This is a genomic window from Metasolibacillus sp. FSL K6-0083, from assembly GCF_038630865.1.
Taxonomy (GTDB): Bacteria; Bacillota; Bacilli; order Bacillales_A; family Planococcaceae; genus Metasolibacillus; species Metasolibacillus fluoroglycofenilyticus.
The window spans coordinates 1,973,408-1,987,760 of the sequence record NZ_CP152046.1 but is presented as its reverse complement, the minus strand read 5'-3'; the positions used below and the strand labels follow the sequence as shown (position 1 = coordinate 1,987,760).

Below are 14,353 nucleotides of genomic sequence, written 5' to 3'. Positions count from 1 at the left end.
TGAAGTAAGATGAATGAGACCAAAAAGGGCGGGTGGCAAAATGAAAAGCTTTCTAACATTTATGGTTATTATAACGGGCTTATTTGCCACCTTTGTATTGTACAATAGACAAATGGCCTCGATTCCTTTACTGCTTTTATCAGCATTTTTCTTTTACATAGGTGCGAAAGAGGTTGCAAAAATAAAAAATAGAAAATGAAGCTAGCATAGTTACGCTATGTTTGTATATAATGGATAACATGATTTGAAAAATTGGACTAAAATAGTTTCTAAAGGCATAATTAACTTTCAGGATCATGCCAAAACTAAATAAACGTAAAAAGAAAGGACGTGCACGATTTTGAACCTTCGTGAAATGACAAAAGAACAATTAGCTGAAGAATCACTAATCGACTTAGCATACGCAATTTTAGAAGAAAGAAAATCACCACTATTATTCGCCGATTTATTAAAAGAAATTCAAGTGTATAATGGTCTATCAGATGCTGAAATGAAAACACGCTTAATACAATTTTATACAGATATGAACATAGATGGTCGCTTCTTATTAAACCATGAAAATGGCTGGGGCTTACGCATTTGGTATAAGATTGAAACAATTGAAGAGGAAACTGCTCCAACAGTTAAAGTACGTAAGAAGAAGTCGAAGCAAGTAGAAGATGAGGATGAAGAAATTGAAGACCTTGATGAGGAAGATATCGGCTTTGAAGAAGACTTCGACGAGTTCGTAGAAGAAGAGGAAGAAATTGAAGAAGAGCTAATCGATTTTGATGATGAAGAAATCGAAGATATCGACGCTGAAATCGACGAGGACTTAATTGAGGAAGAAGATGAATTCCTTATCGATGAGGAAGAAGAATTAGAGGAAGATGAAGAGAACGAAGAGTAATTCTTCTTTTGACATGGCTCGTAATGGAAAGATTCCTAATCGTTAATACGAGATAAATTAAAATGTCATAAGCAAAAGTTCTTGACTTCTTTTCCGCTTCCATATAATCTTTTAATTGGGCTCCTTAAAAAAGGAGATTGACCGGATAAGTAACACGCTCCCCCTGCAAAATAAATGCAGGAGGAGCGTTTTTTGTTGTTGCTAACATACCCACAAAACTTGATTACCTATGATTAACTTCATTCAATGTACTGAAAGGTAGAAACCTCCCATTTCTACAAATGGTGAGATGAAGTTAAAACCTTCAGCAGATATGAAGGGGGGGAATTCAAGTTTTTCATAATTAGAAGGAGGAATACAAAATGACAAAGTATATTTTCGTAACAGGCGGCGTTGTATCTTCATTAGGAAAAGGAATCGTAGCGGCATCATTAGGTCGCATATTAAAAAATCGTGGATTGGAAGTAACGATTCAAAAATTCGACCCATACTTAAATATCGACCCAGGCACGATGAGCCCATACCAGCACGGAGAAGTTTTCGTAACAGACGATGGTGCTGAGGCTGACTTAGACTTAGGGCATTATGAGCGCTTTATCGATATCAACCTTGGCAAACACTCAACGGTTACGTCAGGTAAAGTATATCAATCTGTTTTAAATAAAGAACGACGTGGCGATTATAACGGTGGCACTGTTCAGGTAATTCCTCATGTAACAAATGAAATTAAAGAACGCATTCAACGTGCGGGTCGCGAAACTTCGGCAGACGTTGTGATTACAGAAATTGGCGGTACTGTAGGGGACTTTGAATCGCTTTCATTTCTAGAGGCAATACGCCAAATGCGTACAAACTTAGGACATAATAATGTTATGTATGTTCACTGTACATTGATGCCGTACATTAAAGCGGCGGGCGAAATGAAAACAAAGCCAACTCAACACTCTGTGAAAGAATTGCGCTCATTAGGTATTCAGCCAAACATTATCGTCTTGCGTACAGAGCAGCCTGTACCGCAAGAAATGAAGGAAAAAATTGCACTATTTTGTGACGTTCGATCATCAGATATTATTGAATCACGTGATGCAGAGCATTTATATGAAGTACCACTAAATTTATTGGCACAAGGCTTTGACCAAATTGTATTAGACCATTTTGGTATTGAAGCGCCAAAAGCAGATATGGAAGATTGGAAAGAGCTTGTTCATAAAGTGAAAAATTTAGGGAATAAAACTCGCATTGCTTTAGTAGGAAAATACGTAGAGCTTCAAGATGCCTATATTTCTGTAGTTGAAGCATTAAAGCATGCCGGCTATGTATATGACTCGGATATTGAAATTGATTGGATTAATGCCGAGGAAGTAACGGCTGCGAATGTAGAGCAAATATTAAATAAAGCGGATGGTATTTTAGTACCGGGTGGCTTTGGTGACCGTGGTATTGAAGGGAAAATCGAAGCAATTCGCTATGCGCGTGAAAATGATGTTCCATTTTTAGGTATTTGCTTAGGGATGCAGCTTGCGACAATTGAATTCGCACGCAATAAAATGGGCTTAGAAGGTGCGAATTCTACAGAATTAGATAAAGAAACAAAATATCCGATTATCGATTTCCTAGCAGACCAATCCGAGGATACAGATTTAGGCGGTACTTTACGTTTAGGCTTATATCCATGTAAGCTAAGGGAGGGTTCAGTAGCGCGCCATGCCTACAATGATGAAGAATTAGTTTATGAACGCCATCGTCACCGTTATGAATTCAACAATGAATTCCGTGAGGCGATGGAGGCGGAAGGTATTGTCTTTTCAGGTGTTTCACCAGATAATAAGCTAGTGGAAATTATCGAGCTTCCAGACAAAAAGTTCTTTGTAGCTGCACAATTCCACCCAGAGCTCATTTCACGTCCGCAACGTCCACAACCGCTATTCCGTGAGTTTGTTGGTGCGGCATTTAACAATAAATAAGTAAGAAAAGGCTGTTAGGAGAGTAGGTATACACCAATACTTCCTAACAGCCTCTTCTATTTTTCGAATTAACCAAAAGGCGACTGAATTTCATCGTCTGCCTCATCATCCACTGCAAGCATTTCGTCATAAGACAGCTTAATTGCCTCATAGACGAAAAGCGCGACTAGTAAATGTGGCATTACAATACGTGCCCCAAGCTTTGTTGGATGAGGCAAAATGGCTCCACGTAAATTTAGGGAGACGTAAGTATAAGCGAGCTCGCTTAACTTATTATTATCATCTGCACGTTCACTAGCAATTGCTGCAAAAGGAATAAACGCATCATATAGCTGCTCTGCTAATGCAAGAGCTTGCGCATCGTTAGCATGTCGAGTAAAAATACATACTCGGTCGGCTTCAGTAATAACTGCATCGTCTGTCCATAAAGCCATTTTTGTCATTGGTTCGGCTGAAAGTTGCGCATTTTGTGCTACCCCCTGCATTTCACCAAAACAGGCAAAATAGACAGTTCCTTGCCCGATAGCAGCTTGTGCTAATAGGCGAGCTGTTTCCTCGATGGCATCCTCTTCGTTTTGTTGAATTTTTTGCAATACACCTGTTAGTTGTGTTGTTAAAATTTTCGACATAAATACACCTCTCCATCATTATAATTTTCACTAAAATAAAATGCAAAAATGCAAATTATATTGCTGATTATGAATCTCACTACAAAAAAAGGAAATTAATCTCATGGAACTATTGATTTATTTCGATATATGTAATAAATTACTAACATAAGGTAATTGTTCAAATTTTAGATATTTAACTTCTTTCAATGGATGTCACAGATTTTGAAGGGAGGCAAGCCCGATGCATGTCAGTTAATCGTTGGCACGTGTCGTAATAATTTTAGGGAATAATTTACTAACAAACTCGGAAAAATCTGGATTAGAATTAACCAAAGTGTGATTGATGAATAAAGGGGGATGCTATTGTGGCAAAAATACTTATTGTAGACGATCAACAAGGGATTCGACTATTGTTAAACGAAGTTTTCAAAAAAGAGGGATATGAAACGTATTTAGCGTCAAATGGAATTGAAGCATTAAATATATTTAAAAATGAAGAAATTGATTGCGTCTTGCTTGATATGAAAATTCCTGGCATGAATGGAATTGAAATATTACGTGAATTACGTGCGCAAAGCGATGTAATAAATGTTGTTATGATGACAGCCTACGGTGAACAACAACTAATTGATGAGGCATTTCAACTAGGAGCAACAAAGTATTTTACCAAACCATTTAATATTTTTGAAGTGCGCGATGCAGTCAATGAAATACTAAATAACCGTAAAAATGAAGGTGTTTGAAATAACTTTTCAGACCCCTTCATTTTTGTTATGATAAGGATATGCGTTTATCTAGATTCAGCGAAGGCTCATTTGGAGTCAAAATAAACAATAACTGATCAACTATCCGAGGAGGATTTAATCATGGCATTAGTTTCGATGAAAGAAATGTTAATTAAAGCAAAAGCAGAAGGTTACGCAGTAGGACAGTTCAATATTAATAACTTAGAATTCACACAAGCCATTTTACAAGCTGCACAAGAAGAAAATTCACCAGTTATTTTAGGTGTATCGGAAGGTGCCGGGAAATATATGGGTGGCTTTATTGCGGTTGTTCATATGGTAAAAGGTTTAATCGAATCCTATAAGATTACAGTACCTGTGGCAATTCATTTAGACCACGGCTCGAGCTTTGAAAAATGTAAAGAGGCAATCGATGCAGGCTTTACTTCTGTTATGATTGATGCTTCTCACCATCCATTCGATGAAAATGTGAGTACAACTAAGGCTGTTGTGGAGTATGCGCATGCAAAAGGCGTATCTGTTGAAGCGGAGCTTGGCACAGTTGGTGGGGAAGAAGATGGCGTCATCGGTGGTATTATTTATGCAGATCCAGCCGAATGTAAGCGACTAGTAGAAGCAACGAATATTGATTGCTTAGCACCAGCATTAGGCTCTGTGCATGGACCATACAAAGGAGAGCCAAATTTAGGTTTTACTGAAATGGAGGAAATCTCTAAATTAGCAGACCTTCCATTAGTATTACACGGTGGAACAGGTATCCCAACAAAGGATATTCAACGTTCTATTTCATTAGGTACAGCGAAAATTAACGTCAATACAGAAAATCAAATTGCGGCAACAAAAGCAATTCGTGAAGTGCTAGCAAATGATACAAAGGTATATGACCCACGTAAATATTTAACACCTGCACGTGAAGCAATTAAAACAACAGTAGTTGGGAAAATGCGTGAATTCGGCAGCTCTCAAAAAGCATAAAATGCAATTGCAATCAGTGGGTGGGTCCTCATCCTCCACTGATTGTTAGTTTTCATCAATCATTCAGGTTATTTATCGTCCATTTGAACTGTTTTTCAGCAAATATAGGACCACTTGCCTGTATATGCGAGATAAATCATCCAAAAAATTTGGAAACAATGAATTATTCGCAGGAGAAGTGTCAGATTATTAAGCTTGACCTTCTCTTCATTTTTTGTTTGAAGTGAAATTGTTATTTAGGAGGATATTATAAAATGAAATTTTTTATTGATACAGCAAACTTTGAAGAAATCAAAGAAGCCTACTCATGGGGGATTTTATCTGGTGTTACGACAAACCCATCGCTAGTAGCAAAGGAGCCAGGTGTAAACTTCCATGATCGCCTAAAGGAAATCGCAGAGCTTGTTGACGGCTCAGTTTCTGGTGAGGTTATTTCTTTAGATGCTGAAGGAATGATTAGAGAAGGCGAGGAGCTAGCTGCAATTCATCCAAATATTACAGTGAAGCTACCGATGACGCCAGAAGGTTTAAAGGCATGTAAACATTTCTCTGAAAAAGGTATTAAAACAAACGTAACGCTTATTTTCAGCGCCAATCAAGCTTTAATGGCTGCCCGCGCAGGTGCAACTTACGTCTCTCCATTTCTAGGTCGTTTAGATGATATCGGACATAATGGTGTAGAGTTAATTTCTACAATTGCAGATATTTTCACGATACACGATATTAAAACAGAAATCATTGCTGCATCAATCCGTCACCCACAGCATATTACAGACGCAGCTCTAGCTGGTGCTCATATCTCAACAACACCATTTAAAGTATTACAGCAATTATTCAACCATCCATTAACAGATAAAGGAATTGAAGGGTTTTTAGCGGACTGGTCAAAGCGCCAAGGACAATAAAAAACACTTTCACTTTGAGGGAGATTCGTTATGGATGTTTATAAAATCACAGGACAACGACGTTTAAAAGGTACAGTGAAAGTTAGTGGAGCCAAAAATAGTGCAGTTGCTTTAATTCCGGCATCAATCCTAGCGAGTTCCTCCGTCACAATTGAAGGAATCCCTGCAATTTCAGACGCATGGACATTGAAAGCTTTACTAGAAGAAATTGGTGGGGAAGTGTCATTCGAGGACGGGCAAATGACAGTTGACCCAAGCAAGATGACAGCAATGCCACTGCCAAATGGCAATGTGAAAAAGCTACGTGCCTCATACTATATGATGGGCGCAATGCTAGGTCGCTTTAAAAAAGCAGTTATTGGCTTACCTGGAGGCTGTTTCTTAGGACCACGCCCAATTGACCAGCATATTAAAGGCTTTGAGGCATTAGGTGCAACAGTGTCAAATGAGCATGGTGCAATTTATTTACGTGCTGACGAATTGATAGGTGCGAAAATTTATTTAGACGTAGCAAGTGTAGGTGCAACTATTAATATTATGCTTGCCGCTGTTCGCGCAAAAGGACGCACAGTTATTGAGAATGCTGCGAAAGAACCAGAAATTATCGACGTTGCCACATTGTTAACAAATATGGGTGCGAAAATTAAAGGTGCAGGTACGAGCGTGATTCGCATTGATGGTGTAGAGGACTTACATGGTACAAATCATACGATTATTCCCGACCGTATTGAAGCCTCTACCTTTACGATTATGGCGGCAGCTATTGGTGATGGTGTCACAATTGATAACGTCATCCCATTGCATTTAGAGTCATTAGTAGCTAAATTAAGGGAAATGGGCGTTAAAGTAGAAATAGGAGAAGAAAGTATTTTTATACCAAAGCAAACAACTGATTTAACTGCTGTCGATATAAAAACACTTGTTTATCCTGGTATTGCCACAGATATTCAGCAGCCTTTATCTGTGCTACTAACACAAGCAAATGGCTCTTCAAAAGTAACGGATACAATCTATTCTGCAAGATTTAAGCATATTGACGAGCTGCGTAGAATGAATGCAAATGCACGAGTTGAGGGCAATACAGCAATTATTCAAGGGCCTACACAATTGCAAGGCTCAACTGTCACTGCCACAGATTTACGTGCGGGTGCAGCATTAGTATTAGCTGGATTAATTGCAGAAGGCGAAACAGAAATTCACGACATTTACCATATCGAGCGGGGTTACGGTGGATTGATTGAAAAACTTTGTGCACTTGGAGCGGAAATTCACCGTGAAACAATTGTACATACAAGCAAATAATTGACTGTTTACAATCGACGAAAAAGAAACCGTGAAGGTATGATAGCAGGAGGAAAAGGAAACATGGAACGCAGTTTATCAATGGAAGTAGTACGAGTAACAGAAGCAGCAGCGATTGCCTCTGCGAAATGGATGGGACGAGGCGAAAAAGTAGCTGCTGATGATGCAGCTACAACGGCGATGCGTACGATGTTCGATACAATTCCAATGCACGCGACAGTAGTAATTGGGGAAGGCGAAATGGACGAAGCGCCAATGCTTTATATTGGCGAAGAGCTTGGATTACGCAACGGTGGTCCAGAGGTTGACATCGCTGTAGACCCATTAGAGGGCACGAATATTATTGCTAAAGGAGCAAACGGCGCAATGACAGTGTTAGCAATTGCAGACCGCGGTAACTTGCTCAATGCACCAGATATGTATATGGATAAAATTGCTGTTGGCCCCGAGGCTGCGGGTAAAATTGATATTAATGCTTCTGTCACATATAATTTATTACAAGTTGCCAAAGCAAAAAATAAAAATGTCTCCGATGTTGTGGCTACATTACTGGATCGACCACGCCATCAAGCGATTGTCGATGAAATTCGTGAGGCAGGAGCGCGCATTAAGTTTATTCAAGATGGGGATGTAGGCGCAGCAATTAATACAGCATTCGATGAGACAGGTATCGATATTATGTTTGGTATCGGTGGCGCACCAGAAGGTGTCATCTCAGCAGTTGCGTTGAAATGCTTAGGTGGCGATTTCCAAGCGAAACTTGTACCTGAAAATGAAGAACAGTTAGAACGTTGTAATAAAATGGGCATTGATGTGAATAAAGTATTGTATATGGACGATTTAGTAAAAGGTGATGATGCTATTTTTGCAGCAACGGCTGTAACAGACTGTGAGCTTTTACGAGGCGTTCAATACAAAGGAGCATATGCCTTAACACATTCAGTTGTAATGCGTGCTAAATCGGGAACTGTACGATTTATTGAAGGTCGTCACAGCATTGAGAAAAAACCAACGTATTAAGCTTCTCTACGATAGGGCTGAGTTGAATCAGCCCTGCTCTTCTTAAGAACAATTCTCCGACAAGTAAAATTTTAAAAAGACTGGGGTCATCATATGACAGCTCTTACAATTGGGCAATTAGAAAATATGACATTAAAAGAGCTTTACGCTCTTGCACGAGATTATAAAATTTCATATTATAGCAAATTAACAAAAAAAGAATTAATTTTTGCGATTTTAAAAACACGTTCCGAGCAGGAAGGCTTCTTCTTTATGGAAGGGGTACTTGAAATTGTATCGCAGGAAGGCTTTGGATTTTTACGTCCAATCAACTACTCACCTTCTAAAGAAGACATATATATTTCTGCCTCGCAAATTCGACGTTTTGATTTACGTAATGGTGATAAAGTTTCAGGGAAGGTACGTCCACCAAAAGAAAATGAGCGCTATTATGGCTTATTACAGGTAGATGCAGTAAATGGTGAAGACCCTGAAGTTGCAAAAGAGCGAGTGCATTTCCCTGCCTTAACACCACTTTATCCAGACCGTCAAATTAAACTAGAAACAACATCTAAAAAATTATCTACACGTATCATGGATTTAATTGCACCGGTAGGATTTGGCCAGCGCGGTTTAATTGTCGCGCCACCGAAAGCAGGGAAGACATCTTTATTAAAGGAAATTGCAAATGCGATTACGACAAATTACCCTGAGGCAGAGTTAATCGTATTATTAATCGATGAGCGACCTGAAGAGGTAACAGATATTGAGCGTTCCGTAAAAGCGGACGTTGTTTCCTCGACATTCGATGAAGTACCTGAAAATCATGTCAAGGTAGCGGAAATCGTACTAGAGCGTGCGCGTCGTTTAGTAGAGCATAAACGTGATGTAATTATTTTAATGGACTCTATTACTCGTCTAGCGCGCGCTTATAACTTAGTTATTCCACCAAGTGGACGTACATTATCAGGCGGTATTGATCCTGCCGCATTCCATCGCCCAAAACGCTTCTTCGGCTCAGCCCGTAATATTGAAGAGGGTGGAAGTTTAACAATTTTAGCAACAGCTTTAGTTGATACAGGAAGCCGTATGGATGAAGTTATTTATGAGGAGTTTAAAGGTACAGGGAACTTAGAGCTGCATTTAGACCGAGCTTTAGCAGAGCGTCGAATTTTCCCTGCTTTAGATATTCGTCGCTCGGGTACGCGAAAAGAGGAATTGCTTATTCCAAAAGAGCAGCTAGATAAACTATGGGCAATTCGCAAAACATTTAGTGATGCACCAGACTTTGCTGAAAAGTTTTTACGCAAGTTGCGCACAACGGAAACAAACGAAGAATTTTTCGACAAGCTCAATGAGGACATGAAAAAAGCAACGAATGGTAAAGGGTTATTATAGGTGATAAACCTTTTGCAATAAGCTGATTTTCGCTGAATGGTGCAATTTCCCATATCTTCGTATGATAAGCATGCTAGTGTGCTTGAATTTTTGATAGAAGGGAACAGCGCATCGAATACTTGATAGATTATGAACAGCAGATAAAGCTCGTAGCCTTAAGCGCGAGAAAAATCTGCTGTTTTTCTTGTAGTTAGACGAAATTCAGTTACTTTGATAGGGGCTGTCCCAAAAAGCCGTGCATAGCCGGCTTTTGGGACAGTAGCGATGACCTTTTACAAAAGTGTTGACTCATATAAATGCGGAAGGTCTCATTTGCAAGTGTGACGAACACTCGCTTTAGCAGTGTTTCTCTTCGTAAAAGAGAAGCGATGAAAACTTTTATTTCAATGCATCGTCAAAACAAAATGGACTTTCTCCTATTAACGCAGGCATGTTGATTATGTAAATGCCTCCTATTGATTGGCGTGTTTTTAGGGAGAAATACTTTTTTAGGCAGACACTTGTTGATTGAAGTAGAGGATGGCGAGTGCTCCTAGTGGCTACTCGTCGCAAAGTAAACTTTCCAGCAGAAAGAGTGCGAGCTGTAAATCCATTTATTTCGGTATTTGCCGAAATAAATTAGTTGAAGCCGCACCTGCAACGGAAAACGATGATTTATAGGTATTATCTGTAAAATAAAGGATAATCAACAAGCCTGCTATTAACGATAAAAGAAAGGGGAATGGCGTTGTTTCATTTTCTTGATATTGAAGTGTTGAATAGCAAATTGAAACGATATGAACAGCAAAATCTTGAAAGTAACTACATATTGCTTGTCACAAAGGGAGAGGTCAATGTTACTAAAGATGACAAACAATATTACTTAACTAAAAATAGCATGTATATTTGCTCTAAGCAGAAACATCTTGCACTTCAGATAGATTTAGAGAATGTTGTCACTGCTTATCTTATTCGCTTTGACATGCATGAAAAGGAGCAAAATATTATACCTGTAAAGGAAGCAGGTGAAAAAATCTATTTAGCACAAACAGGAGAAATTATTGAACTATGCAACCGACTTGTCTGGCTCTCGAAAAGTCCAATAAAAGAAGACCAACTGCTTGGACAAGCCAATTTTTATATGCTGCTACATGCTATTGTAAAAAATCGTATATCTTCAGATAGAAATTTACTAGGTATGCTAGAAAAAACAAAGCAACATATACAATATCATTTTCATGAATCCATTCAAGTGAAGGATTTAGCCCAAATGATGAATATAAGCTCTAAGTATTATATGGAGCTATTTAGAAAACAATTTGGTCTTAGCGCTACTCAATATTTAACGAAAGTGAGAATTGAAGCATCGAAATGGCTGCTGATAAAAGAGAATAAAACGCTTCGGGAAATAGCTAGTGAGGTAGGCTATAAAGATGAATTTTATTTCAGCAGAAGATTTAAGCAAGAAGTTGGGGTTTCCCCCTCGTTATTTATGAAAAGTCGTAGAAAGAATATCGTTGTGGTAGATAGCTCCTTTTTTGGTTTACTTGCACCTTTACACTATATTCCAGTTGCAGCACCTCTTCACCCCACATGGCGATTTTATTATTATAAGGAGTTCGGCAATCATGTAGTGACTCATTTAGTTGTCGGTAGAACACCTCCTATTTTAAATGAAAATATTATGCTGCTACAGCGAAAAAATATTCAATACGACCTCATACTCTGTTTAGATAATATCAACGAGGAACAGCTCACTTCATTGCAAAAGCTAGGTCATGTATATCAATTAGCATGGACTCGTTTATCATGGCGAGAACAATTATTAGAAGTGGCTCGGCTTTTAGATGCGGAAAATGAAGCAAATAATTGGCTAATTGAATATGAGCAGGCTGTGCAAAAGGCTGTAGCCTGCCTAGAAACAACTTATCATGAGCAAACCTTTTTATTTTTATTAGTGATGGGCAATAAATGTTATCAGTATCAGGATCGTAGCATTCAAGAGGTTTTGTTGGGGGATTTAGGATTACGACTTGCAAATACATTAACGGGCGAGGAACAGCAATCTGTTACGGTGGGGCAGTTAGCGAAAATAAATCCAGACGTTATAATGGTTCTTGTTTATGAGGATGAGGAATCTATGCAAACATGGAGTGAACTGCAAGTGGATGAAACATGGCTTGAATTGAAGTCTGTACGCAATCGAAGTGTATATAGGCTGACACATTTCCCGTGGCGTGATTATGCACCTTTACCACATTATCTCATGGTGAAGGAAATAGAAAAACGGTTAACCTCCAAAAGTTCATCATAACAACCTCCTTTTCTACATGGACGAGAGGGAACTATTTATTTATCATTGATAATAGTTCTCATTCTCATTGGGGGCTAAGTGTAGAGGAGGCGTTCTTGATGAAGAAAACAATGATTATATTGAGTATTTTCATGTTTATTTTTGTATTATCAGCATGTAAAGAAAAGCAGCAGAGCTCTAGTTTACAAAACGAGGAACAAACAAAAACAATTACTTATTTAAACGATGACTATATAATTCCAGCCAAACCGCAAAAAATTATTTTCTTAAATGCTTTTGAGTCAATAGAGGATGCAATTGTTTTAGGGGTTGAGCCATATGCAGCAAGTGCAATTGGGGATGAGGAAGAGCCTTTTCCTAGCTTTTTTGGGGAAACAACAACCAATACAATTCCACTCCTAGAAACAAGTGGTGACAGCTTGGAATATATTTTGAAGCTAGCGCCAGATTTAATTATTAGTACGGATATGGAAGACCCTAAAATTTTAGAACAGCTAGAGAAAATTGCTCCAGTAATTCCAACATCGCATTATGGACCAGACTGGCAGGCGAATCTTGAAATGCTTGCAGAGGTGACGGGAAAAACAGAGAAAGCGAAAGCACTTATTGAAAACTATCATCAAGATAAGCGAGAAGCAGTTAGCTATTTAAGCTCTTTCCAAGAGAAAGATGTAATGGCAATCCGTGTTAGGGGTGGCGAGATGATGGTTTATCCTGAAGATGTCTTCCTGAACGATGTACTGTACGGCGAATTAAATCTCCGAGTACCAAAAAGCATTCAACAAGTAAATCAGCAAACAGTGATTTCGTTAGAAGGTCTTTATCAGGCTAATCCAGATTACATTTTTATTCAATATGATTTATATGAAAATGATATGGATGGAAGTATACTAGATGAGCTGCAGCAGAGTGAGGTGTGGAAAGGGCTAAAGGCAGTTCAAAGCAACCAAGTATTTGTTAACAAGATTGACCCACTCGTTATGGGGGGCGGTACATTAAATGGTCGAATCCGCATTTTAGAAGCGGCAATGCAAACGATAAAGTAAAACAACAACGGAAAGGGGAACTATGTGAATATATCAGAAAAACTTGAGCAACTGTTTTCCACTAGTTTCGAGCGGGGGCTATTTTCAGGGAATGTGCTAGTAGCTAAAGATGGTAAAGTGCTCTATACAGGGATATTCGGTTTATCGAATTACTATAGTGAAGAACAGCTTACAAGCAACTCTATCTTTGAGCTTGCCTCTGTTACGAAGCCATTAACAGCTATTGGTATTGGGATTTTAGTGGAGCAAGGAAAGCTTAATTATAGTGATTCTATTGAAAAATGGCTTCCTAATTTCCCATATCCTCGCATTACTTTGCGACATGCATTGACACATACATCTGGCTTACCTGATTATATGGAGCTGTTTGAAAAGCATTGGGATTATCAGCGAATTGCGACAAATACAGATGTTCTACATTTATTAGCTACATATAGACCCCAACCTTATTTTAATGCTGGGGAGAAATATCAGTATAGTAATACAGGCTATGTTTGTTTAGCTAGTGTAATTGAAGCGGCAGCCCGTATGCCTTATTCAACCTTTATGCAGAACTATGTTTTCACCCCTGCTAAAATGCACCGTACAAAAATAATGAATCGTAGATATAAGCCTGAATTTATCGAGGATTTTGCCTATGGCTTTATTCGGGGCGCGGAAAACTCGCCACTCATTTTGCCTGATGGACTACCAGGCTATGAATTTGTCAAATATTTAGACGGTATTCAAGGGGATGGCATGATTCATTCAACAATTATAGATTTACTTTCTTTGGACACTAAGCTACGAAGCGGTGATTTACTTAGTGCATCTTCATTAGATCTAGCTTTATCACCAATTTTGACAGAAGATGGTCAAAAAACGCCTTGTGGCTATGGCTGGTTTATCGATAATATTCCTAACATAGGAATACGAATTTCTCATAGTGGGGGATGGCCAGGCTATTCAACTATGTTAGCTAGTTATCTAGAGGCAGGCTATACTGTCATCCTACTAAGCAATGTAGAAAACTTATATGCTAAAGAGAGCATGTCCAGTTGGTTACAGCAAGTTGAACAATATATCTCTGAGAGCATTATTAGAGAAACTGAGTAAAAAATTAGGAAGCCACTTCTTACATAGTGAAGCTTTAATATAGAAACTAAGGCTGTCCGAAAAGGAATACCTTTTTGGACAGTCTTTTTTAAAATAACATTGATAATGAGAATCATTATCGTTATAATGA

Annotated in this window: 12 protein-coding genes; 11 read left to right on the top strand and 1 reads right to left on the bottom strand. The window is 38.6% G+C overall.

All coding sequences use genetic code 11. The features are described from left to right. Nucleotides 1-355: 355 nt before the first annotated feature. The gene (rpoE, locus tag MHB51_RS09280) at nt 356-889 is read left to right on the top strand and encodes a DNA-directed RNA polymerase subunit delta (RefSeq protein ID WP_066168452.1); all 534 of its coding nucleotides are present in this window, start codon (nt 356-358) and stop codon (nt 887-889) included. Nucleotides 890-1,251: 362 nt separating this feature from the next. Then, nucleotides 1,252-2,853 (top strand): CTP synthase, encoded by a 1,602-nt coding sequence (locus tag MHB51_RS09275; RefSeq protein WP_342557993.1) that lies wholly within the window; start codon nt 1,252-1,254, stop codon nt 2,851-2,853. A 68-nt stretch (nt 2,854-2,921) separates the two neighbouring features. Here MHB51_RS09275 and MHB51_RS09270 read toward each other — a convergent pair whose 3' ends face one another. Next, nucleotides 2,922-3,482 carry a DUF2529 family protein gene (locus MHB51_RS09270; protein ID WP_066168213.1) on the bottom strand — a complete coding sequence of 187 codons (561 nt, stop codon included), beginning with the start codon at nt 3,480-3,482 and terminating at the stop codon, nt 2,922-2,924. Between the two features lie 344 nt (nt 3,483-3,826). Here MHB51_RS09270 and MHB51_RS09265 point away from each other — a divergent pair, with 344 nt between their 5' ends. The 9 genes from MHB51_RS09265 (at nt 3,827) to MHB51_RS09225 (ending at nt 14,223) form a co-directional block, all read left to right on the top strand. Further along, complete coding sequence (locus tag MHB51_RS09265; protein ID WP_235616042.1) at nt 3,827-4,207, top strand: response regulator; 381 nt, start codon at nt 3,827-3,829, stop codon at nt 4,205-4,207. Between the two features lie 123 nt (nt 4,208-4,330). Then, entirely contained in the window at nt 4,331-5,185 is an 855-nt protein-coding gene (locus tag MHB51_RS09260; RefSeq protein WP_066168216.1) for a class II fructose-bisphosphate aldolase, read from the top strand. Between the two features lie 254 nt (nt 5,186-5,439). Beyond that, nucleotides 5,440-6,090, top strand: a complete 651-nt coding sequence (fsa, locus tag MHB51_RS09255) for a fructose-6-phosphate aldolase (RefSeq protein ID WP_066168218.1) — start codon at nt 5,440-5,442, stop codon at nt 6,088-6,090. Nucleotides 6,091-6,120: 30 nt separating this feature from the next. Further along, complete coding sequence (locus MHB51_RS09250) at nt 6,121-7,392, top strand: UDP-N-acetylglucosamine 1-carboxyvinyltransferase (protein ID WP_066168220.1); 1,272 nt, start codon at nt 6,121-6,123, stop codon at nt 7,390-7,392. Nucleotides 7,393-7,455: 63 nt separating this feature from the next. Continuing rightward, complete coding sequence (gene glpX, locus MHB51_RS09245) at nt 7,456-8,412, top strand: class II fructose-bisphosphatase (protein ID WP_066168223.1); 957 nt, start codon at nt 7,456-7,458, stop codon at nt 8,410-8,412. A gap of 93 nt (nt 8,413-8,505) precedes the next feature. After that, nucleotides 8,506-9,789 (top strand): transcription termination factor Rho, encoded by a 1,284-nt coding sequence (gene rho / locus MHB51_RS09240; protein ID WP_066168225.1) that lies wholly within the window; start codon nt 8,506-8,508, stop codon nt 9,787-9,789. A 766-nt stretch (nt 9,790-10,555) separates the two neighbouring features. Next, complete coding sequence (locus MHB51_RS09235) at nt 10,556-12,082, top strand: AraC family transcriptional regulator (RefSeq protein ID WP_342557992.1); 1,527 nt, start codon at nt 10,556-10,558, stop codon at nt 12,080-12,082. 98 nt (nt 12,083-12,180) lie between these two features. Beyond that, on the top strand, nt 12,181-13,128 hold the full coding sequence (locus tag MHB51_RS09230) for an ABC transporter substrate-binding protein (protein ID WP_066168228.1): 948 nt from the start codon (nt 12,181-12,183) through the stop codon (nt 13,126-13,128). 24 nt (nt 13,129-13,152) lie between these two features. After that, the gene (locus MHB51_RS09225) at nt 13,153-14,223 is read left to right on the top strand and encodes a serine hydrolase domain-containing protein (RefSeq protein WP_342557991.1); all 1,071 of its coding nucleotides are present in this window, start codon (nt 13,153-13,155) and stop codon (nt 14,221-14,223) included. Nucleotides 14,224-14,353: the final 130 nt, after the last annotated feature.

What these genes read in the sequence shown, in the direction of transcription:
- rpoE (WP_066168452.1), top strand. Translation starts at nt 356, where the DNA reads ATGACAAAAGAACAATTAGCTGAAGAATCACTAATCGACTTAGCATAC.
- MHB51_RS09275 (WP_342557993.1), top strand. Translation starts at nt 1,252, where the DNA reads ATGACAAAGTATATTTTCGTAACAGGCGGCGTTGTATCTTCATTAGGA.
- MHB51_RS09270 (WP_066168213.1), bottom strand. Translation starts at nt 3,482, where the DNA reads ATGTCGAAAATTTTAACAACACAACTAACAGGTGTATTGCAAAAAATT.
- MHB51_RS09260 (WP_066168216.1), top strand. Translation starts at nt 4,331, where the DNA reads ATGGCATTAGTTTCGATGAAAGAAATGTTAATTAAAGCAAAAGCAGAA.
- fsa (WP_066168218.1), top strand. Translation starts at nt 5,440, where the DNA reads ATGAAATTTTTTATTGATACAGCAAACTTTGAAGAAATCAAAGAAGCC.
- MHB51_RS09250 (WP_066168220.1), top strand. Translation starts at nt 6,121, where the DNA reads ATGGATGTTTATAAAATCACAGGACAACGACGTTTAAAAGGTACAGTG.
- glpX (WP_066168223.1), top strand. Translation starts at nt 7,456, where the DNA reads ATGGAACGCAGTTTATCAATGGAAGTAGTACGAGTAACAGAAGCAGCA.
- rho (WP_066168225.1), top strand. Translation starts at nt 8,506, where the DNA reads ATGACAGCTCTTACAATTGGGCAATTAGAAAATATGACATTAAAAGAG.
- MHB51_RS09230 (WP_066168228.1), top strand. Translation starts at nt 12,181, where the DNA reads ATGAAGAAAACAATGATTATATTGAGTATTTTCATGTTTATTTTTGTA.